The sequence below is a fragment of the Nocardia arthritidis genome (assembly GCF_011801145.1).
In the GTDB taxonomy this organism is placed as follows: Bacteria; Actinomycetota; Actinomycetes; order Mycobacteriales; family Mycobacteriaceae; genus Nocardia; species Nocardia arthritidis_A.
Window position 1 is genome coordinate 6,052,590 of record NZ_CP046172.1, and the last position, 20,144, is coordinate 6,072,733.

Here is a 20,144-nt window from a genome sequence, read left to right on the forward strand (position 1 = left end):
GCACGGCCGATTTCGATCGAATTCGGCCATCCGGATCGGCGGCTGCGGATTACGCGGTGGCGGGCCTGCGGCGGAGCCAGTTGGTGTGTTTGCGGACCGCGAAGTCGTAGGCCTCGGCGAGGAGGGGGCGCAGGGTGGGGAACGTTTCGGCGGCGGGGTCGATGATGGCGACCCAGTGCTGGGCGGCGTAGAAGGGGTTGGGTATCAGGGTGTTTCGAGCCTTGTAGTCGTAATCGGTGATGAGGACGCCGTTTTCGTCGCGCTTGGTCGGGGCCGGGCCCAGCAGGGATGTGTAGGTTTCCTTGGTGAGGCCGATGTTCAGGCGGTAATCGCCGGGAGCGGTCAGTGCGGAGACATTGTCGTAGTGGTCGCCGGTGACGATCGTTGCGAACGGCTGCTGACGCTTGGGCGGCAGATCACCGGCCGGGTCGTAGATGAAGAAGCTGTCGCCGAGATTCGTCGCGACGGTCGTTCCGGGGAATTCGTCGGCGATGTACTGCTTGATGATTTCGGGGTCCATACCGGAATCCTTTCTTCGAAATATCGACGATTAAATCTTCTCATTGAATTGCTTATTGAGACTTTTCGGCGATATCACGGAATAAGGTCTCGGAAACACTCAAATCCGGTAGCAGCTATGGTTGAGGGGTGAGCGCACGGGCGACGCGGCGGTGGCGGGTGACGGAGCTGGCCAGGGCGGCCGGTGTCTCGGAACAACAGGTACGCAACTATGTCGACGCCGGGGTGCTGCCGCCGGTCGAGCGCACCGCGGCCGGATACCGGGTATTCACCGATCAGCACGCCGACGCCTTGGCCGCAGCGCGGGCCATGGCCATCGGATACGGCTGGACATGCACTCGAAAAGTGTTGAGCGCCATACACGATGACGACCTGTCTGGCGCACTGGCCGCGCTCGACGAGAGCCACGCCGAGCTGGCGCGGGAGCGCGACAGAATCGCCGCCGCACTCGCCGCGTTCACCAAGGCGGCGAAAAGCCAAGCGCCACAGACCCGCAAGACCGCGCACATCGGACAGGTCGCCGCCGATTCCGGGGTGCGAACGCCCGTGCTGCGGCTGTGGGAGCGGCGCGGACTACTGCGCCCGCAACGGGATCGGGCCACCGGCTACCGCACCTACGACCCGGTCGAACAGCGCGCCGCCCACCTCGTCGCGGTGCTGCGCCGCGGCGGCTTCGCCTTCCCGGATATCACCGCCGCGCTCGACCACCTACGCACCAACGGCAGCGTCGAGAAGGCCCGCACCGAACTCGCCCGCCGCGAACATCAGGTGACCGAGATCAGCCTGCAACGCCTGCGCGGCTCGGCGGCGCTGCACAGCTATCTCGAAAACCATTACGTCTGATCGACCGAGACCTATGCCGCCTCGACGAGGTACTTGGCCACCGCCGCCTCGTCGAGCTCGATGCCGATGCCCGGACGCTCTGAAATCCGAACCTTGTTGTCCCCATATGTCATTCGCGTTTCCGGGGTGAGCAGTTGCTCGAAGTTGTAGATCCCCTTGTCCAGCGCGAAGAATTCGACGACGAGGGTGTTCTGGGTGGCGCCGCACAGGTGGACGTGCAGGTTGTGATGCCAGTGCGGTGCCATTCGCAGGCCGAACGAGTCGGCGGTGTGCGCGATGCGGACCCATTCGGTGACACCACCGACGACGCCCGCATCGGCCTGCAGGATCGCGGCGGCCCCGGATTCGATGAGATGGCGGAATTCCCAACGGGTTTGGTGGATCTCTCCGGTGGCGACCGGGGTGCGGATCCGCCGGGCCAGCTCGGCATGCCCCGCGACGGCGTCCGGGGTGAGCGGTTCCTCGAACCACCAGATGCCCGCATCGCCCGCCGCCCGCTCGAAGGCCTCGATCGCCGACTGCGCCTCGGGCACGGATCGGTAGGCGTTGTTCGCGTCGAGCGCGAGTCGCCCCGTGTCGCCGATGGTTTCGATGGCGGCGGCGACCCGGCGGGCGTCCTCGGCGACCGAGAGCCCGCCCACTTTGATCTTGTGGTCGGTGAACCCCTGCGCGGCGTTGAACCGGATCTCGGCGCGCACGGCGTCGGTCCACGCGCCGTCGTCCGGGCGGTAGTAGCCGCCGGACGCGTACGCGGGCAACGCGGTCACCGCGCCGCCGAGCAGATTCACCAGCGGCAGCCCGGCGCGCTTGGCGCGCAGATCCCACAGCGCGATATCGATCGCCGACAGCGCGCGCAGCACCGCGCCGCGACGGCCCGCGAGCAGGGTTTCCTGATAGGCGCGGCCCCACAGCCCGTAGACATCGTTGACATCGGCGCCGAGATATACCGGCGCGAGCAGGTCGTCCACTGCGCGCTTGGTGAGCGCTCCCCCGGTGACGCCCGCGTAGGTGTAGCCCAGACCCGTTGCGCCCGAGTCGTCTTCGAGTTCGACGAGCAGATATTGCCGGTCGTTCAGTTCGCGGTTGGACATCCGGGTCGGCCGGTCGACCGGAATCGCGACCACGCGGGTGCGGATTCGGGTGATGGTCATGCTCTGCTCCTCGGAACCTGGGCGGTGCGCACCGCCTGGATATTGGCGAATTCCAGCGCGCCGTAGGCGCTCAGCTCGCGGCCGTAACCGCTGGCCGCGACGCCGCCGACGGGCAGCCGCGGATCGGATTCGGAGATCCGGTTGATGAATACCGATCCGGCCGTGACCCGGTCGGCGAGCCGATCGATCCGCGACCGGTCGGTCCCCCAGATGGCGCAGCTGAGGCCGTAGACGGACGAATTGGCAACGGCCAGCGCATGTTCTGCGGAACCCACCGGGAACACCGCACCGAGCGGGCCGAACGTCTCCTCGCGGAAGGCCGGGCAGTCCGGACCGGGCACCTCGATCAGCGTCGGGGTGAACCAGGCGCCGGGACGGTCATCGAATTCGCCACCGGACAACACCTTCGCGCCCGCCGCTACTGAAGCGTCGAGCTGACGGCGCAATTCGTCGCGCAGATCGATTCGCGCCATCGGGCCGATGAACGTCTCGGGCAGCGCCGGATCGCCGTAGGCCAATGTGCCGAGCGCACCGGTCAATTCGGCGACGAACTCGGAAAATACAGAGCGCTCCACGATGATCCGTTTGGCGGCGAGGCAGCTCTGCCCGTTGTTCAGATATCGCGACCGGGCCGCGGCCGCCGCGGCCAGTGGCACGTCGGCATCGGCGAGCACGATGAACGGATCGGATCCGCCGAGCTCCAGCACGGATTTCTTCACCGCCCGCCCGGCCCGCGCCCCCACGACGGCGCCGACCCGATTGCTGCCGGTGAAGGCCACGGCCGCGACGGCGGGATCGTCGATGAGCCGTCCGATCCGCTCGGGTTCCAGCCGGACGCCGGTCAGCACGCCGGGGCCGAATGCCTCGTCGAACAGTCGCTGGACCGCGACCGCGCACCCGCTGACATTGTCGGCGTGCTTGAGCAACACCCGATTGCCGATGGCGATGGCGGGCGCCATCGACCGGAACACCTGCCAGAACGGGTAATTCCACGGCATGATCGCCAGAACCACACCGAGCGGCCGCATTCGGATGCGGCCGGTGTCGGGCAGTACGTCGACCGATTGCGGCGCAAGCAGTTCCGCCAAGTGGTCGGCGTAGTACTCGCAGGTGACGGCGCACTTCTCGAGTTCGGCGGCGGCCTGGGTGATCGACTTGCCCATCTCCGCGGTGATCAGCGCGGCCAGCGACACCGATTCATCGCGGAGCCGAACCGCCAACCGCCGCAGGCCGTTCGCGCGTTCATCCACCGATAATTCGCGCCGCACCGCCAGCTCCAGTGCGGCCGCGAGTTCCGCATCGGTGGTGAAAGGGTAAGTGTCCAAAGGCTTCCCGGTGGCCGGGTCGATCGTGGTGATCACCGGACCTCCGCGGAATCCGTCCGCGCGGCGAGCCAGTCCTGGAATCGCCTGCCCAGCACCACCGGATGCTCCAGCAGCTTCGGCACATCCGGCGCGTTGCCGACGGCCAGCCGCACATGGAGCAGCACCGGTCCGTCGATCGTCAGCACCTCGCGCATGCCCCGCTCGAGCTCCCGCTCGTCCGCGGCCCGGCGCACGGTCCAGCCCGCCGCTATCGCCAACTCCCCCAGGTCGATTCGCGAACCGTAGGTCGGCAGGTTCGCGGTGGCGCCGTATACGCCGTTGTCCAGCAGCACCAGCACAAGTTTCGCCGGGCGCAGAAAGCCCGCCGTGGCAAGCACATTCGGATTCATCAGCAGCGAGCCGTCGCCCTCGACGGTGACCACCTTGGGCACCGGCCGGTCGGCCAGCCCGAGCGCGATACCGGTGCCGACCGATCCGGCCAGACCCATCGAATCCAGCAGATAAAGGTGATTCGGCCGGTCGGCCACCGCCGCCAGTTCCCGGCTCGACGCCGCACAGGTGACCACGACCGGCAGGTCCGCGGTGTGCGCGGCGATAATGCGCAGCGCGTCTATGCGTTTCACGATCAGGCCGCCTTTCCGTCGGTGGACCAGAAGTGCGCGAGCACGACGACGGGCCGGAAGGTCATGCGCGCGTGCACGCCCGCCTCGGTGACCACCGCCCGCCAGTCGGATGGCCCACTGCGCCGGTCCAATTCGAAATATCTGATGCCGAGTTCGTCGAGCAGGCCGGGCACATGCTGGCTGAACGTGTGGATCATCGAGTTGTACTCACCGAGCCCGCCGCGGGTGTTGGCGACGATCAGCAGCGGCAGCTGATAGGCGACGTTGAAGGTGGTCAACGCGGTCAGCGCATTTCCGAAACCATTGTCCTGCATGATGATCGCGCCGAATCGGCCGGTCAGCGGCAGCGCGCCGAGCACGCCCGCGGCCTCCTCCTCACGGGAGAGCGGGAAGACGGTGGCCGATTGCCCGTCGCGCCCACCGCTGGTTTCCACCAGCGCCGAGATGACGGGCGCGACGCTGACCGACGGAACGTAGCCGACCAGATCCACCCGCGCGGCCCACACACCCTCGGCGACCGCCGCCGCGTACGCATTGGAATTCACGAAAGCCCCTTCGCCGGAACCGACTGGTGATAGCCCACCAGGTGATAGAAACATACTACCTATCCTGAGTAGCATGCAACTAGCAGATAGCAGCGAATTCCCAAGCGCCGAAACGCGGTTCAGTAGACGATCTGCTCCCCCGCAGGCACCGATATCGATACCCAACGCCGCCACTCGGCGACCAGCCCCCGATTGTCCTCGCTGCTGTGCGCGACCAGCAGATCCCCCGAACGCACCAGATGGATGCGCATCGCGCGCTCGGCGGCCACCCCGTCGCGGGCGCGTAGCGCATCGATGATCGCCTTGTGATCGCCGAGCGCCGTCTCCACCGACTGATATTTCGGCACGCTGTAGCGCCCGTCGAGGGAGAGCGTCTGGCGTAGCTCGGCGACGAATTTGGCCAGCCGCCGATTGCCGCTGGCCCGCAGGATCAGATCGTGCAGCCGCTCGTCGGCGGCGAAGTATTCGGCGCTGCCGTCGGCGGTGGCCGCCATGATGTCGTACTGCTCCCGCAGCTCGGCGTCGTCGCGGCTGGTCAGCACCGCGGCGGCGCTGCGGCAGGCGGGCGGTTCCAGCAGCACACGCAGGCTGCACAGGTCGACGATGCCGCGGCCGTCCTGCCCGAGCACCCTGGCCCCGCGATTGCGCTCGATCCGCACCAGGCCCAGATCGGCGAGCTTGAGCAGCGCCTCGCGCACCGGCGTCCGCGATGCGCCGAAGCGCTCGCCGAGCTCGCGCGACGAATAGAGCACGCCGCGTTCGAGCCGACCCTGCCGGATCGCGTCCCGGATCTCCTGGGCGATCTGCTCGGATTTGCTGTCTACCGACTCATCCTGGGACAAGACACCTCTTCATGGACCCGTGAGCAAGCGGAAATCGCCCGTGGCACAACCGCCCCGGGCGATTCCTCAGCATAGTCGCTCGGCGAGCCGCCCTTAGGCACCCGCCCGCACCGCGTCGCGCGCCCGCCACCGCAGCCCCAGGATGACCAGCAGCGCACCGACATTGGCCGCGATCATCACCCCCATCGCCAGCCCGGTGTCACCGCCCGACGCGTCCTCGATCCAGCCGAACGCGTACGGGCTGACAAATCCGGCCGCGTTACCGAGCGAATTGATCAGCGCGATGCCGCTCGCCGCGCCCGCGCCGGCGAGGTAAGCCGTTGGCACCGACCAGAACAGCGGTTTCGCGGTCTGCGCCGCCATGGTCGCGATGCTGATCGCGATGAACGCGACGGCCGCGGTGTGCAGATTCCCGGCGGTGACCACGAAGGCGACCACCGAGACGGCCAGTGCGACGAGAACCGGTTTGGCCGAACGCTCGTCGCGCACCAGCCGCCCGCAGACGTACATGCAGATCGCGGCGAGCAGGAACGGCACCGCCGACAACCAGCCGACCTGGGCGCCGGTCAGCCCGTGCCCGACATCCTTGATCACCGACGGCATCCAGTAGGTGAGCGGGTACGCGCCGCACAGCAGCAGGAAGTAGGCCAGGCAGAGGGCGATCACCCGCTTGTCGAGCAGCGCGGCCCGATGTCCGGCCGGCGCGACGAGTGCCCGCTCGGCCTCCTCCGCGGCGAGGGTGCGGCACAGCCAGTCCCGCTCCAGGTCGGTCAACCACTTTGCGTCGCTTGGCTTTTCGGTGAGCAGGAAGAAGAAGGCGACGCCGAGCGCGACCGCGGGCAGCCCGCCGACGACGAGTACCCAGCGCCAGCCGCTGAATCCGAGCGCACCGTCGAAGGCGTCGAGTATCCAGCCGTTGAGCGGGCCGCCGAGCACGCTGGCGATCGGGATGGACACCATGACGGTCGAAATCACTTTGGTGCGATGGTCGTTCGGATACCAGCGGGTGAGATGGACGATGATGCCCGGAAAGAAGCCCGCCTCGGCGACGCCGAGCAGGAAACGCAGCGCGTACGCCGTCGGCAGATTGGGCGCGAAAGCCGTTGCGGTGGCGATGATTCCCCAGGTCACCAGGATTCGGCTCAGCCAGAGCCGGGCGCCGACCCTGGTCATGATCACATTGCTCGGCACCTCGGCCAGCACGTATCCGATGAAGAAGATGCCCGCCAGGAATCCGTATTGGGTGGCGCTCATCCCGAATGTCTTCTCCATGCCGAATTTGGCGAAACCGATATTGATCCGGTCGAGGTAGCTCACGATGTAGCCGACCATCAGCAGCGGGACCATCCGCAGCGTGATCTTGCGAATCGCGTTCTCCTGCAACGGGTCCGCCGCGATGCGGGACGTCGCCTGATTCATCTTTCCTCCACAGCGCAGAGCCAGCCGTGTTGGCATGCAACCCTGTGAAGTGACATGCCTTATTTGATGTGTAGCATGCTACTTATGTTGTGACCTGGCGCACAAGGGTTTTCGCGAAGATCCCGGAACGCGGACATCCCCGCCGTCCCGGTTCAGCTCGGGACGACGGGGATGTCGTTGCGGTGTCAGCGGTTCCGTCGCGCGACGGAACCGGATGCGCTCAGCGTGACCGCTCCGCGGCGACCACCACATGCCGCAGCAGCAGCGCCGTGGTCACCGGGCCGATCCCGCCGGGCACCGGGGTGAGCGCGGAAGCCTTGCCGCGCACCGAATCCGCGTCGACATCGCCGACGATGCCGCCGTCGGCCGCCTCGTTGGTGCCGACATCGATCACCACCGCGCCCTCCCGCACATGCTTACCGGTGACCAGCCCGGCCCGGCCCGCCGCGGCGACGACGATATCGGCGGCGGTGGTGACGGCGGCCAGATCCGCGGTGCGGGAATGGCACACCGTGACCGTCGCGTCCTCGGCCAGCAGCAGCTGGGCCAGCGGCTTGCCGACTATGTTGGACCGCCCGACGACCGCGACATGCCGACCCGACAGCGGGATTTCGTAATGCTTCAGCACTTCGACGACGGCCTCGGAGGTGGCGGCGACGAAGCCCGGCAGACCCGAGGCGAGCAGGCCGAGCGACAGCGGGCTCACGCCGTCCACATCCTTGGCGGCGACGATCGCGGACGAGACATCGTTCAGGGTGACGCCCGCGGGCAGCGGGGTCTGCAGCATGATCCCGTCGGTCGCGGCGTCGGCACTGCGGGCCGCGAGTTCGGCGCGGATCGCTTCCGCGCTCGCGTCCGCACCGAGATCGACCGTGTCGCAAGCGATTCCGAGCCGCTCGGCGGCCTTGCGCAGCGAGTTGACATACCAGGCGCTCGCCGGATCGGCATTGGCGACGACCAGGGCCAGGCGCGGGGCCGGGTCGAGCGCGGCCGCGCGCTGCTTGGTATCGGCGTTGACGGCGGCGGCGAGTTCCTTGCCGGTGAGCGAAACGGTATCCACGTTGTCACACCTTATCCGGGGCCGCCGGACCGCGGGCACAGCGGATCGCCCCGGTTCGCCCGCTTTGTCGGCAATTCGAAAATTCATCCACCGAATACGGCGAGCAATTACGTGTTCATCGGGGTAACCGGTCGTATCGTGTTGGGTGCTGAGCCACCGGCTAACTGCCAGCTGACGTACCTGAAGATCGCTCCACGCTCGGAAAGGTGTCGACTGTAGTGAAGATCTCGGAGCATGTGAAAACCGTGGTCGCCGCCACCGCGGCGGCCATCGCCCTCACCGGACTATCCGGCCTGCCCGCTCAGGCCGCACCACCCGATACCGACGCCCTCTACAACTCCGCCCAGCGCAATTTCACCGACGGCGACGACGCCGCGGGCCGCGCCGACCTGCGCACGCTGCTCGGCGCCGATCCGCGCGACGCGGAGGCGCTTGCGCTGCAGGCCATCTGGTCCCACTACGCCAACGACCTGCCCGCCATGGCCGATGCGATGGCCCGGCTCAACGCGCTCGACCCGGCCATGGCCGCCGGAACCACCAACGTGCTCAACGCGATCGGCGCCGCCGTCGGCACACTGCCGAATCCGCTGCCCGCGCTGGTCGGCCCGCAGACCGGCATCGTGGTGCTCGGTTACGGGCTGCTGCCCGACGGCGCGCTGCGCCCCGAACTGGTGAACCGGCTGCAGGCAGCCTGGCTGCAGGCGGTCGCGTCACCGTTGTCCCCGGTGGTCGTCACCGGCGGCAATCCGCAGAACGGCGTCACCGAGGCCGAGGCCATGCGCGCCTGGCTGGTCGGGCACGGGCTGCCCGCGAACCGGGTGAGCGTGGAGAACCGGGCCGGATCCACAGTGCAGAACGCCCTGTACAGCGCCGGACTGCTGCGCGATCTCGGTGCGAGCAGCGCCGTCGTGGTGACATCGCCGAACCACATCCGCCGCGCCGTCGCCGATTTCATCGTCGCCGGGGTCCGGGTGGTGGGCGCGACGACCTCGCTGGACCAGTTGGTCTCGCAGCTTCCGCCGCCCGCCCGGCAGAGTCAGCGCGGCATCTACCTCGATGCCACCCGCACCTTCCGGTTGGCAACCGCTCGTTGATCCGCGTGCGTCGTGCGGGCGAGTCATCGCCCGCACGGCGCGTGTTAATGATTGGCGTCACCGGACGACGGTGGCGAGGATGTGCGGATGATGTCGACGGATGACGCCGCGGTGGTCGCGCGGCTGCGGGCGGCGGGGTGTGTGTTCGCCGAGGACGAGGCCCGGCTGCTGATCGAGGCGGCCGCTACCGGTGCCGAGCTGGAAAGTCTTGTCGCGCAGCGGGTTTCCGGGACGCCGCTGGAATATCTGGTGGGGTGGGCGGAGTTTCGCAAGCTGCGGGTCGCCGTCGCGCCGGGGGTTTTCGTACCGCGGCGGCGGACCGCGCTGCTGGTGGACGAGGCGGTGGCCGCGGTGACCGGTCGCACCGAGGTGGTCGCGGTCGATCTGTGTTGCGGTTCGGGGGCTTTGGGGATGGCGTTCACGACCGAGCTCGAGGGGATTCGCGTCGAGCTCGTCGCGAGCGATATCGAACCGGCCGCGGTGGACTGTGCTCGGCGCAATCTGGAACCACTCGGTGGGCGGGTCTACCAGGGCGATCTGTTCGCCGCGCTGCCAAGGGAACTGGCGGGGCGCATCGATATTCTGCTCGCGAACGTGCCGTATGTGCCGACCGCGGCGATCGCGGATATGCCGCCCGAGGCACGCGATTACGAACCGCGCATCACCCTCGACGGCGGGGATGACGGGTTGGCGGTATTCCGCCGGGTCGCGGCGGCGGCGCCGGACTGGTTGGCGCCGGGCGGCAAGGTGTTCGTGGAAGCCGGTGCGGCGCAGGTCGAATCGGCCGCGGCGTATCTCGAACGATGCGGATTGACCGCGCGGGTGGCGGAATCGGATGAGTACTACGCGACCGCCGTGATCGGCACTCGACCGAATCAGTAAGGGCCGAAACTTCTTTGGATTTCGGCGACCATCGCGAGTTGTTTGCGCACCTGGTCGAGCTGGGCGACATTGCCCTGGGTGACGGCCTCGGAGTACTGCGCGACACCGGCTTCGATCGCCTGCACCGCGTGCAGGGCGGTCATCAGGAGGTTCCCGCGCAGGGCGGGCGCGACGCCGTAGAGGGCGACGATGTGATCGTCCACCGCCAGCGCCGACTGTTCCAGATCGGCGCGTAGGTTCAGGCCCATTCCGTTGTCGAAGGGGATGACCGTGCGCAGCGCCGCCATCGCGTCGCGCAATCGACGGTGCAGCAGTGCCTCGCGTTCGTTGGAGGTCAGCCAGTGCAGCGGGGCGCGGGTGGGGCGGCCGGGGATGACCTCGTTCGCCTGGTTTGCCTGGGCCTGTTCGCGCTTCCTGATACCGCTTTTGCTCGCCACGATCATGATCACGATGAACGAAATGATCCCCACCGGTATAAGTGGGCCTAGCACGGCTTGCATGACCTACCTCCCCTTCAACGCACCGCGCGTCGCGACCGGATCACCGAGAGCCCAGGCTCTTCTCGATCTCGGCGATCAACGTCAGCTGGTCGCGCACCGCTCCCAGACCCGACTCCAACTGCGCGGTATCGGCCCTTGTCGCCGACGACGCATATTCTGCTACACCGGTCTCGACGGCTTCCACCGCCTTCGTCGCCGCGGCCAGCAACTCGGCCTTGTTCGCCTGCGGCAACCCGGAGATGGCGACGAGATGGTCGTCTATCGACAGCGCCGTCTGCTCCAGATCCGCGCGCAGCACGATGCTGGTGCCGTTGTCGATGGCGCTCACCGTGCGCAGCGCTGCCATCGCGTCGCGCAACCGGCGGTGCAGCCGCGCCTCCGGATCGTGCGAACCCGCCCAGGAGATCGGCGCGCGGGTCGGACGGCCGGGGACGACCTCGTTCGCCGCGGCCTGCGAACGCTGTTGGTTGCGCGAGAGCACGACCACCGCACCAACCACGCCCGCGATGATCAGCACCACCACGATCAGCAAGATCACGATCATGCGCTACCTCCTGGTATGCGTCGAATGACTGGTCGAATGTCCGTGTGCGCGTAAATAACTGAAGATCGCGATGGCGATGACGACGATCACGACAGCCGCGAGCACCGCGAGCGCGATCTTCACCTTGCTCCACGGCCGATCGCCGGACACCTGCCCGGTGAGACCGTTGATGTACACCTGGAACGGCTTCTCGTTGTATATCACCGTGAGCAGCCAGATCGGCAGCAGCAGATGTTTGAAACCCAGGTAGCGCCAATCGATTTGGAGATTGTGGATGCGCTGGTGGTCGCCGCCGATATCGGAGCGCACCGTCGATTCGATGGCGTGCTCCATCCGCTGCTGCGCCTCCGGCAGCGACTGCTCGGCATCCTTGTCGTAGGTGCGGCACAGGTGCCCGGCCACGAATTCCGGTGAATACGAACGGGCCTCGTCCACCGGCCACGGTTCCAGCGACGCGATCCGCTTGCGGTCCAGGTTCTCGCCGTCGTTGGCCAGCACCGGCAGATCCGCGAAATCATTGGCGACCTGCCCGGATACGTGATACCAGTTGGTGCGCGTCTCGTATATCGGATCGCCGTCGTCATCGGTGCCGACCCGCACCTGATAGTCGTCGCCGCGCTCACCCTCGTACCAGGTGCTGGTGTCGGCGTCATAGGTGAAGTAGGCGGTGTACAGGCTGGAGAACGCGCCGACACGTCGGTACTTCTTGAAATCGCTCGGCGCGAACCACCGCCTGGTGACCCACTTTTCGATGAGCTGCCTGGCCTGCTTCTCATCGATCCGGAACGGCACCAGGCCGTCCACCGGCAGGCGGGCCGGGGCGTTGTGCACATCGTCGCGCTGGATCGGCGTCGCGCAGTAAGGGCATTTGGTCGCGGTCAGGCTGCCGTTGAATTCGGTTTTACCACCGCAGTTCTGGCAGACCACCTCCCACTGCCCGCTCACCTGCGGACCGGATCGGTTCGCCTGCAGCTCCCGCAATTCCGCCATGGCCGAATACAATTCGCGCGTCTGCGGCGGCGTATTCGGCGCGGTGATCTCGGAATAGTTGCCGCAGTTCGGGCAGCGCAACTTCTGGCTGGCGATATCGAAGGCCAACTGCCCACCGCACGCCGAACACGGATAGGTGCGCGTCAACTCGGTGCGATGCAGCATCGCCCGATCCGCCACCTCCGGCGCGGACTGATCCTGTTCCTGTTGCCTGGCCGGAACAGGTTGCGGCGCAATCTGAATCCCGATCGCCGGAGCGACATTCGGCCCCGCTGTGGCGACCGGCGCAGCCGCGTAGCCCGGCTGTCCCGCGAACTGCGGCCCGCCCGACTGCTGCTGCGGCAACGGCGGCGGACCGGCCGGACGCAGCGGCGGCGGGCCACCCATCCCCGGACCGCCCTGCGGCGGCAGCGGCGGCGGACCACCCACTCCGACACCGCCCGGCGGCGATGGCGGCGGACCGGTTGGTCGCAGCGGCGGCGGACCACCCATCCCCGGACCGCCCTGCGGGGGCAGCGGCGGCGGACCGGCCACCCCGACACCACCCTGCGGCGATGGCGGCGGACCTGCCGGAACCTGCCCAATCGGCGGAGCGGAACCCGCACCCCCCGATTGCGCTGGCGGCAGACCATCCGACGACACGCCAACTCCCTGCGGCGGCAACGACATCGAACTGCCCGGATAAGGCATGCCCGACTGTGCCGGATCAGCAGGACCAGTGCCCATCCGCGGGGACGGCGGCGTCGCACCATACGGATCGGCCGATCGCGGCGGCAGCGGCGGTGGACCGGCCGGAGCGGCGGATCCAGCGGGCGGCGACATCGGACCGGCTCCGAAGTTCTGGGGCGGGTAGGGAGTTGCCGACGGCGGACCGGCTGGGGCCTGGCCTATCTGTGGGCCGGATCCCGGGAATGGCGGGCCATCGTTGCGAGGACCCGGCAGCGGCGGTGGACCGGAAGGGGTCCGGTCCGGGGCCGGGCCGGTGGGCGGCGGGTTACCCGGGAGTGGCGGCGGTTGCGGCGGTTGGTAATTCACGTTTGTTCACTGGTTCTGTGCGCGCGCCACATCGGGCGGGTGGTGCGGATTATGCTTGAGGGCCGGGTGCTCGACAGCGCCGCCGAGGACCTGGGCCGGGCGAGCCGGATGCCGCCGCGTCGGAGCGGGTAGCTCCGTCCGCGGAACCGTATGTTCTCCCCCTGACACGGATGTGTCTCCTTCGCGAACTGTTCGGTCCCGACTTCGAGCGAAACCCTCGGGATACGGCTGCTCGAGCTGCCATATCGCCGAATGGACAACGCTCGGCCCCGGAGCCGAATCCGTTGATATGCAACAAGATTCGACTCCGAGGGCCGAACACTCAGTGCGGCAGCGGCGGCGGGTTGCCCGGCAGCGGCGGCGGCGCGGCGAACAGCGTCTGTAGCGCGGGCACCGTCGACGCGGCGGCCCACCCGGCCATGCCCTCGCTCCACACATTGGTGTCGCGGGTCAGCTGATCGCTCGAAACATATTGGCGCAGTTGGTCGATCGGGAACGGCCCGGCCGCCTGCCCGTTCAGCTCGAAATGGAAGACCTGCTGCTGCGGCAGCGGCGGCGGGGCCTGCTGCGGCTGCGGCTGGTAGCCCTGCTGCTGGTACCCCTGCTGCGGGAAACCGCCTTGCACCGCACCCGCCATCTGACCGCCGAGCACCACGCCGAGCCCGGCCTGCATGGCCGCGCCCGCGACACCGCCGCCCTCGTTCTGCGCGGCGGCGAGCATGGCATCGGCCGCCCGCACCTGGGTCAGGCGGTTCACATCACCGATATTGTTGATGTAGCCGCTCTCCTCCAGACCGCGCGCGACACCGCGGGTCATGGCCTGCTGGATCTCCTCCGGCAGCGAGATGGTCATGGTGACCGCGTCGATGCCGAGCCCGAACGACTGCACCCGCTGTGCGACGAATTCGCGCAGCTTATCGGACAATTCGACCTGACGGCCCTGTAGGTCGATGGCGCCGAGCCCGCTGGCCATGACCATATCGGAGAAGGCGAGGGCGATATTGCGGCGGATCATCTCGGTGATCTGCTCCATATCGACAACGCTCTCGGTGCCGATCACCTGACGCAGGAACGTCGCCGGATCGATCACCTTCACGATGGTGGTGCCGTTGGCCCGCACCTGCACCATGCGGAAATCGGGGTCGCGAACCGTGACCGGTTGCGGTGTGCCCCAGCGCAGATCGGTGACCGGGCGGGTGTTGATGTAGTAGACCTCCGACCGGAACGGGCTGTTGAACCCGTACCGCCAACCCTGCAGCGTCGACATGATCGGCATGTTCTCGCTGGTCAGCGTGTAATGGCCGGGACCGTAGGTGTCGGCGAGCTGACCGCGGTAGACGAAGATGGCCTGCTGACCCTCCCGGACGATCAGCTCGGCGCCGTTCTTGATCTCGTTCTCGTAGCGGGGAAAGCGCCAGGCCAACGTCGTATTCGTATCATCGAGCCATTCGATGATGTCGACGAATTCGCCCCTGATCATGTCCATCAGGCCCATGTGTGTGTTCCGTCCTCCCTCGGGCACAGCTTACCCGCAGCGCCAGAGTAAACCACGGCGCGGTAAGCCTGCGCCCCTTGCGATGTCAGTATCCATCGGAGCACAGGCCGCGTTAATGTCTCATGAACGGGTGCGGCCGGTGAAGTCGTCCATCGAGTGGTATACGCCGACGCTGTTGAGGAACATATCGCGCAACTTGATGGGTAGCAGTCCGGAGATGGCGCGGTTCAGCCGCGAGGTCCACGGCAACACCACCAGCGGGGTTCCGTCCTTCATCTCGCGCCACGCGGTGTCGACCACCGAGTCGGCGTCCAGGATCGGGGTGAACAGGAAACCCTTTGCGCCGTCGAACATTCCGGTGTTGATGTAGGTCGGGCACACCGTGGTGACGGTGACGTGCGTATGCCCGGCCTGCTCCAGTTCGATGCGCACCGAATCGGACCAGCCGAGCGCGGCCCATTTGGAGGCGGCGTACACGCTCATCCTCGGGTTGGCCACCAATCCCGCCGAGGAGGCGATGGTGAGCACACAGGCGTCGCCGGTCCCGGCCACCATGGCGGGCAGGAATTCCAGCGTCACGTACATGGGTGCGAGGGAGTTGATCGCCATCGTCTTATCGATGTCGGTGCGATCCTTCGTCTCCCAGAAGTAGTTGTTGCCGCGCACGATTCCGGCGTTGTTGACCAGGATGTCGATATCGCCGACGTCCGCGCGCACCGCAGCGGCCGCCTCGGTGATGGCCTCGGGCCGCGCGACGTCGACGGTGTAGTGGTGCACAGTGCCGCCCCGCGCGGCGAGTTCGGCGGCGGTCTCGCGCAGCGCGACTTCGTTGATATCCCACAGCACGACGGCGGCCGCGTCCTCGCTCACCGCGCGCTCGGCGAACAGCCTGCCGAGACCCATCGCCGCACCGGTGATCAGAACCCGTTTGCCCGCAACCGTTTTCATTACGCTCCTGTTCGATGTGGTGGGAAGGCTATTTCTGGCGCAGCGTTTTCATCACGCCGAAGTAGGCCGTCATGGCCTTGGCCCACAGCTCCTCGGACATGCCGGGCAGCGGCGCGATCGGCAATACCCGTTGCACCGCAATGGTTTGCGTATCGATGTACTTGAGCAGCCCCTCCGGACCGTGCCTGCGCCCGGTGCCGGAGATGCCGAGCCCACCGGATGGCGCGTCGGCGCTGCCCCAAGCGGCGATGAAACCCTCGTTGACGTTCACCGACCCGGCGTTGATCCGGGCCGCGACCGCGCGGCCGCGCGCCGTATCCCGGGTCCACACACTGGCGTTCAACCCGTACGCGGTGTCGTTGGCCTGTTCGACGGCCTCGTCGTCGCTGCCGACCCGGTAGAGCGAGACGACGGGTCCGAACGTCTCCTCCCGATAGACGGTCATGCCGGGCCGGACGCCGGCGAGCACGGTCGGTTCGTAGAAATAGGGGCCGAGGTCGGGCCGCGCCTTACCGCCCGCGAGCACGGTCGCGCCCTTGGCCACCGCGTCGTCGACATGCGCGGCGACCGTGTCGATTTGGCGCTGGAAGGTGAGCGAACCCATATCGCTGTCGAAGTCGAGGCCGCCGCCGAGCCTGATTTCCTTGACGTTGGACACGAATTCGGCGGTGAACGCGTCGTACACCTTGTCGTGCACGTAGATTCGCTCGATCGATTCACAGAGCTGCCCGGCGGAGGCGAAGCAGGCGCGCACCGCGATCTTGGCGGCGCGGGCGATATCGGCGTCGTCGAGTACCAGCAGCGGATTCTTGCCGCCCAGTTCGAGCGAGTAGCCGATCAGCCGCTCCCCCGCCTGCCGCGCGATGGTGCGGCCGGTCGCGCTGGATCCGGTGTAGTCGATGTAGTCGGCGCGGGCGATCACCTCGCCGCCGATGGCCGAACCGCGGCCGAGCACCGCCTGCCACAGTCCGCGCGGCAGGCCGGCGCGCTCGGCGGCATCGATGGCCCACAGCGCGGTGAGCGCGGTCTGGTTGTCCGGGCGCGCCACCACGGCATTGCCCGCGATCAGGGCGGGCAGCGCATCGGATGCGGCGAGGGCGAGCGGATAGTTCCACGGCGAGATAACCGCGACAACGCCTTTCGGCCGGTGCCGCACATCCACCCGGGTGAGCACCGGGAGCACGCCGCGCGGCCTGCGGGTGGCCAGCAGCCGCCCGGCGACCGACGCGTAATACCTGGCGTTCACCGCGACATCGCCGACCTCGTCGAAGGCGTGCGCCCTGGACTTGCCGGTCTCGGTCTGCACGATATCGAGGATCGCGTCCTGTTCGGCCAGCACGATGTCGTGGAAGCGGCGCAGCACCGCGGCCCGCTCGGCGACCGGCGTACGGGCCCAAACCTGTTGCGCGCGACGGGCTTCGGCGAAGGCGCGGTCGATATCGGCGGTGGACGACTGGGGCAGGTCGACGATTTTGCGCCCGGTGGCGGGCGCGTACACCTCGACGGCGGGCGCACCGCCCGCGACGGCGTGCCGCAGCAGCGACGCCACCTCGGCGAGCGCCCGCGGTTCGGCCAGCTGGGTCATGGTTCCGCCCTCTCCCACAATTAACTGAACAGTGGTGTTAGATTAATGTGCCCGCCGGGATCCGTGTCAAGCTCTTCGGGTGCGGCACAGGTATGACAAGCTCCGGGTTGTGAGGCGCCACGATGGCAACTGATACCGCCGCACCGAAACGCGGCCGCCCGCCGCAGACGCCGGAACAGGCCGGCGAGGTGCGGGCCAGGATCGTGCTCGCCACGGCCGAGGTCTTCACCAGGGTTGGGTCGCGCGGGCTCAGCGTCGCACAGATCATCGAGCAGGCCGGTCTGGCGCGGCCGACCTTCTACCGCTATTTCGGCAATGCCACCGAACCGCTGCACGCACTGCTCACCGCGTCCAACGAGGGGCTGGTCGGCGGGATCAGGGAGGCGCTCACCGGCTCCGACGAACCGGTGCAGCTCGGCATCCGGCTCATCGACGCCTATCTCGACTGGGCCCGCGGGCACGGACCGATGCTGCGGCCGTTGTTCGCCGAACTCCACGACCCGGCCTCACCGGTATCGGCGTACCGCGAGCGGGCCTTCGACGATATACGCGCGCTGGTCCGCGAAACCTTCACCGCCCTCGGCCGTCCCGTGCCGAGCCCGCTGGATCTCGATGCGGCACTGCACGTCTGCGAATACGTGGTCTACCGGATCGCCTCCGGTGCGACGCCGGGCGGCGAGCCCGACGCGGAAATCGTTGCCGCGGCACGGCTCACGATGATCCGGGTGCTGCTCACCACCCTCGGCACCCGCGACGACCTCGCCTACGCGATGGAACTGCCCGGCATCTTCGCCGATTGAACCCCGGCCGCGCGATCCGCGTGATCTCAGGTGTGGCCGGATGAAAATGCCCGGCCCCCAATCGAATCGGAGAGATCATGGGCAAACGTGCCATGCCGCTGTTCGCCGCGGCGATCACCATCGCCGCGGGACTGCTGCTGACCCCTACCGCGAGCGCGTCGGCCGAGGCCCAGGGCTGCTCGGTCACCGCCAGTTGGGGCATGGTCGACGGGAGCCGGTCACGCCTGCTCCTGCACGGCAAGAACGTTTGTCCCCCAGGGGTAACGAACAATGTGATCAGCGCCCGCATCTTCGCCAACGGGGTGGAAGTAGCGCAACGGAGCAGCAGCACAGGCACTCTCGACTGGGTGCACTTCTGCACCGGAGCCCTGACCACCGACTGGAAAGCGGTGTGGAACAGCGGACAGGTCACCGAGGGCACCTTCGACTGCAACTGACGGCGCAGTGGGTCTCGTTGCGCCGCAACGGAGTTCATTTCCGTTCCGAAATGCGGGATGTACGCGAGAGTACGCGGACGAGCCGTAGTGAGGTCACTCACATCGATTCGCTATGACCACACCCCTAGGGCCACAGGCCCTAGGGGCACAACACCATTAGCCGCGCGTTCGCCATTGCGCGCCTTGCACCACGAAACTTGCATCGACGCGAACCACCGCACATGCTCCGAGCGGGCAGTGCCCGGATGCGAGCGCACGGTAAGCCCCATCATTGCCAGCAAACGCACCATTGGTGCGACTCGCTGAAACAGCTATCTCGAAAGGGTAACTGTCCCAGAAAGATTCGTCCGAGTTGTGCATAGCCGTTCCTAGTTACCGTCGGGTAGTGTCCGTCGCACCGACGATCAGAGACGATCCGGAACCGTAACAATCAACGATTCCCAGGAGCGCACGTGTCGCATTCTCGGTTCGAATCCATCGGTGCCTATCTGCCCGAGAAAGTCGTTACAACTCAGGAGTTGCTTTCCCGCCTGAAGGAGCCCCCTACTTTCGATCTCGAAAAAATCACGGGTGTCAAGGAACGTCGGGTGCACGCCACCGATCCGGACGATTACGAGGACTCCTTCGCCATCGCGATCAAGGCCGCGACGGACTGTCTGTCCAGGTCACGGTATGAGGCCGGGGAGATCGACGTGGTGATCTCCAGTTCGATCACGCGCAGTAGGCACGCGACCCGGATGTACATGGAACCGTCCTTCGCCGGGGCCATCGCCCGGCATATCGGCGCGAACAATGCCATTACGTTCGATATTTCGAATGCCTGCGCCGGAATGCTCACCGGCGCCTACATTCTCGACCGGATGATCCGTTCCGGCGCCGTCCGGAACGGTTTGGTGGTAAGCGGCGAGGCGATTACCCCTATCGCCGATACCGCGGTGGACGAGATTTCCGAGAAATACGATCTGCAGTTCGCCTCGCTGTCGGTCGGCGATTCCGGCGCGGCCGTGGTACTCGACGAGGCGGTCGACGAGAACGATGTCATCCACTACATCGAGCTGATGACCGCGGCGGAATATTCGCTGTGCTGCCTGGGCATGCCGAGCGATCGGACCCAGGGTATCGCGCTCTACACCGACAACCGCCGGATGCACAACGAAGACCGGTTCCTGCTCGGCACCGATGCGCAGCAGACCTTCCTGGCCTCGCGGGGGCGGGTATTCGCCGACGAGAAGTTCGACTACGTCATCCACCACCAGTTCGGCGCGGCGGCCATCCCGTGGATGAACGCCATCTGCGAGCGCGAATTCGGCAGCCCGATGCCACCGGACCTGCGGGTTATCGAGAAGTACGGAAACACCTCCACCACTTCGCATTTCATCGTGCTGCACGACCAGCTGAGCGAGCAGGCCATCCCGGCGGGTTCGAAGCTGCTGCTCATCCCCGCGGCCTCCGGCATCGTCACCGGATTCGTGTCAACCACCATCTCGTCGCTGAAGGTCTGAGGTCG

At 67.2% G+C, this 20,144-nt stretch carries 20 protein-coding genes; 6 read left to right on the forward strand and 14 right to left on the reverse strand.

Annotated features, from left to right (window positions below; genetic code table 11):
• Positions 1 to 49 precede the first annotated feature (49 nt).
• Complete coding sequence (locus F5544_RS27170; protein ID WP_167475808.1) at positions 50 to 520, reverse strand: DUF6194 family protein; 471 nt, start codon at positions 518 to 520, stop codon at positions 50 to 52.
• A gap of 128 nt (positions 521 to 648) precedes the next feature.
• Between F5544_RS27170 and F5544_RS27175 the strand changes: the two genes are divergently transcribed.
• The gene (locus tag F5544_RS27175) at positions 649 to 1,362 is read left to right on the forward strand and encodes a MerR family transcriptional regulator (RefSeq protein ID WP_167475809.1); all 714 of its coding nucleotides are present in this window, start codon (positions 649 to 651) and stop codon (positions 1,360 to 1,362) included.
• An 11-nt stretch (positions 1,363 to 1,373) separates the two neighbouring features.
• On the opposite strand, the gene F5544_RS27180 is transcribed toward F5544_RS27175, so the two are convergent.
• The 7 genes from F5544_RS27180 to F5544_RS27210 all read right to left on the reverse strand — a co-directional run bounded on the left by F5544_RS27180 (position 1,374) and on the right by F5544_RS27210 (position 8,327).
• Positions 1,374 to 2,513: a mandelate racemase/muconate lactonizing enzyme family protein gene (locus F5544_RS27180; RefSeq protein WP_167475810.1), complete on the reverse strand. Its 1,140-nt coding sequence runs from the start codon at positions 2,511 to 2,513 to the stop codon at positions 1,374 to 1,376.
• Positions 2,510 to 3,874 (reverse strand): aldehyde dehydrogenase family protein, encoded by a 1,365-nt coding sequence (locus F5544_RS27185; protein WP_167475811.1) that lies wholly within the window; start codon positions 3,872 to 3,874, stop codon positions 2,510 to 2,512. The genes F5544_RS27180 and F5544_RS27185 overlap by 4 nt, the downstream gene beginning before the upstream one ends.
• Positions 3,871 to 4,461: a thiamine pyrophosphate-dependent enzyme gene (locus F5544_RS27190; RefSeq protein WP_167475812.1), complete on the reverse strand. Its 591-nt coding sequence runs from the start codon at positions 4,459 to 4,461 to the stop codon at positions 3,871 to 3,873. The genes F5544_RS27185 and F5544_RS27190 overlap by 4 nt, the downstream gene beginning before the upstream one ends.
• A gap of 2 nt (positions 4,462 to 4,463) precedes the next feature.
• The gene (locus F5544_RS27195; protein ID WP_167475813.1) at positions 4,464 to 5,006 is read right to left on the reverse strand and encodes a thiamine pyrophosphate-binding protein; all 543 of its coding nucleotides are present in this window, start codon (positions 5,004 to 5,006) and stop codon (positions 4,464 to 4,466) included.
• Positions 5,007 to 5,125: 119 nt separating this feature from the next.
• The gene (locus F5544_RS27200; protein WP_167475814.1) at positions 5,126 to 5,848 is read right to left on the reverse strand and encodes a GntR family transcriptional regulator; all 723 of its coding nucleotides are present in this window, start codon (positions 5,846 to 5,848) and stop codon (positions 5,126 to 5,128) included.
• Between the two features lie 93 nt (positions 5,849 to 5,941).
• Positions 5,942 to 7,267: an MFS transporter gene (locus tag F5544_RS27205; RefSeq protein ID WP_167475815.1), complete on the reverse strand. Its 1,326-nt coding sequence runs from the start codon at positions 7,265 to 7,267 to the stop codon at positions 5,942 to 5,944.
• Between the two features lie 220 nt (positions 7,268 to 7,487).
• Positions 7,488 to 8,327 carry a bifunctional 5,10-methylenetetrahydrofolate dehydrogenase/5,10-methenyltetrahydrofolate cyclohydrolase gene (locus tag F5544_RS27210; RefSeq protein WP_167475816.1) on the reverse strand — a complete coding sequence of 280 codons (840 nt, stop codon included), beginning with the start codon at positions 8,325 to 8,327 and terminating at the stop codon, positions 7,488 to 7,490.
• Positions 8,328 to 8,545: 218 nt separating this feature from the next.
• On the opposite strand from F5544_RS27210, the gene F5544_RS27215 reads away from it, so the two are divergent.
• Both F5544_RS27215 and F5544_RS27220 read left to right on the forward strand, forming a co-directional pair.
• Positions 8,546 to 9,421: a YdcF family protein gene (locus F5544_RS27215; RefSeq protein WP_167479512.1), complete on the forward strand. Its 876-nt coding sequence runs from the start codon at positions 8,546 to 8,548 to the stop codon at positions 9,419 to 9,421.
• Positions 9,422 to 9,508: 87 nt separating this feature from the next.
• A complete protein-coding gene (locus F5544_RS27220) occupies positions 9,509 to 10,303 on the forward strand; it encodes a putative protein N(5)-glutamine methyltransferase (RefSeq protein ID WP_167475817.1) in 795 nt (264 codons plus the stop codon).
• On the opposite strand, the gene F5544_RS27225 is transcribed toward F5544_RS27220, so the two are convergent.
• From F5544_RS27225 to F5544_RS27250, 6 genes are all read right to left on the reverse strand, one after another.
• The gene (locus F5544_RS27225; protein ID WP_167475818.1) at positions 10,297 to 10,803 is read right to left on the reverse strand and encodes a hypothetical protein; all 507 of its coding nucleotides are present in this window, start codon (positions 10,801 to 10,803) and stop codon (positions 10,297 to 10,299) included. The two genes, F5544_RS27220 and F5544_RS27225, sit on opposite strands and share 7 nt — an antisense overlap.
• A gap of 40 nt (positions 10,804 to 10,843) precedes the next feature.
• Positions 10,844 to 11,347: a hypothetical protein gene (locus F5544_RS27230; RefSeq protein ID WP_167475819.1), complete on the reverse strand. Its 504-nt coding sequence runs from the start codon at positions 11,345 to 11,347 to the stop codon at positions 10,844 to 10,846.
• 3 nt (positions 11,348 to 11,350) lie between these two features.
• Positions 11,351 to 12,871, reverse strand: a complete 1,521-nt coding sequence (locus F5544_RS27235) for a hypothetical protein (protein WP_167475820.1) — start codon at positions 12,869 to 12,871, stop codon at positions 11,351 to 11,353.
• A gap of 823 nt (positions 12,872 to 13,694) precedes the next feature.
• On the reverse strand, positions 13,695 to 14,867 hold the full coding sequence (locus F5544_RS27240; RefSeq protein ID WP_167475821.1) for an SPFH domain-containing protein: 1,173 nt from the start codon (positions 14,865 to 14,867) through the stop codon (positions 13,695 to 13,697).
• 120 nt (positions 14,868 to 14,987) lie between these two features.
• Positions 14,988 to 15,815, reverse strand: coding sequence for an SDR family NAD(P)-dependent oxidoreductase (locus F5544_RS27245; protein ID WP_167475822.1), 828 nt, complete (start codon positions 15,813 to 15,815; stop codon positions 14,988 to 14,990).
• A gap of 28 nt (positions 15,816 to 15,843) precedes the next feature.
• Entirely contained in the window at positions 15,844 to 17,400 is a 1,557-nt protein-coding gene (locus F5544_RS27250) for a succinic semialdehyde dehydrogenase (protein WP_167475823.1), read from the reverse strand.
• 122 nt (positions 17,401 to 17,522) lie between these two features.
• On the opposite strand from F5544_RS27250, the gene F5544_RS27255 reads away from it, so the two are divergent.
• From F5544_RS27255 to F5544_RS27265, 3 genes are all read left to right on the forward strand, one after another.
• Positions 17,523 to 18,200: a TetR/AcrR family transcriptional regulator gene (locus F5544_RS27255; protein WP_167475824.1), complete on the forward strand. Its 678-nt coding sequence runs from the start codon at positions 17,523 to 17,525 to the stop codon at positions 18,198 to 18,200.
• Positions 18,201 to 18,277: 77 nt separating this feature from the next.
• Positions 18,278 to 18,637 (forward strand): hypothetical protein, encoded by a 360-nt coding sequence (locus F5544_RS27260; protein WP_167475825.1) that lies wholly within the window; start codon positions 18,278 to 18,280, stop codon positions 18,635 to 18,637.
• A 452-nt stretch (positions 18,638 to 19,089) separates the two neighbouring features.
• The gene (locus tag F5544_RS27265) at positions 19,090 to 20,139 is read left to right on the forward strand and encodes a 3-oxoacyl-ACP synthase III family protein (protein ID WP_167475826.1); all 1,050 of its coding nucleotides are present in this window, start codon (positions 19,090 to 19,092) and stop codon (positions 20,137 to 20,139) included.
• The last annotated feature ends 5 nt before the right edge of the window (positions 20,140 to 20,144 follow it).

Excerpts from the sequence above, each read along its gene's own strand:
- F5544_RS27170 (WP_167475808.1), bottom strand. The coding sequence starts at position 520 with ATGGACCCCGAAATCATCAAGCAGTACATCGCCGACGAATTCCCCGGA.
- F5544_RS27180 (WP_167475810.1), bottom strand. The coding sequence starts at position 2,513 with ATGACCATCACCCGAATCCGCACCCGCGTGGTCGCGATTCCGGTCGAC.
- F5544_RS27205 (WP_167475815.1), bottom strand. The coding sequence starts at position 7,267 with ATGAATCAGGCGACGTCCCGCATCGCGGCGGACCCGTTGCAGGAGAAC.
- F5544_RS27220 (WP_167475817.1), top strand. The coding sequence starts at position 9,509 with ATGATGTCGACGGATGACGCCGCGGTGGTCGCGCGGCTGCGGGCGGCG.
- F5544_RS27225 (WP_167475818.1), bottom strand. The coding sequence starts at position 10,803 with ATGCAAGCCGTGCTAGGCCCACTTATACCGGTGGGGATCATTTCGTTC.
- F5544_RS27230 (WP_167475819.1), bottom strand. The coding sequence starts at position 11,347 with ATGATCGTGATCTTGCTGATCGTGGTGGTGCTGATCATCGCGGGCGTG.
- F5544_RS27240 (WP_167475821.1), bottom strand. The coding sequence starts at position 14,867 with ATGGGCCTGATGGACATGATCAGGGGCGAATTCGTCGACATCATCGAA.
- F5544_RS27245 (WP_167475822.1), bottom strand. The coding sequence starts at position 15,815 with ATGAAAACGGTTGCGGGCAAACGGGTTCTGATCACCGGTGCGGCGATG.
- F5544_RS27250 (WP_167475823.1), bottom strand. The coding sequence starts at position 17,400 with ATGACCCAGCTGGCCGAACCGCGGGCGCTCGCCGAGGTGGCGTCGCTG.
- F5544_RS27255 (WP_167475824.1), top strand. The coding sequence starts at position 17,523 with ATGGCAACTGATACCGCCGCACCGAAACGCGGCCGCCCGCCGCAGACG.
- F5544_RS27260 (WP_167475825.1), top strand. The coding sequence starts at position 18,278 with ATGGGCAAACGTGCCATGCCGCTGTTCGCCGCGGCGATCACCATCGCC.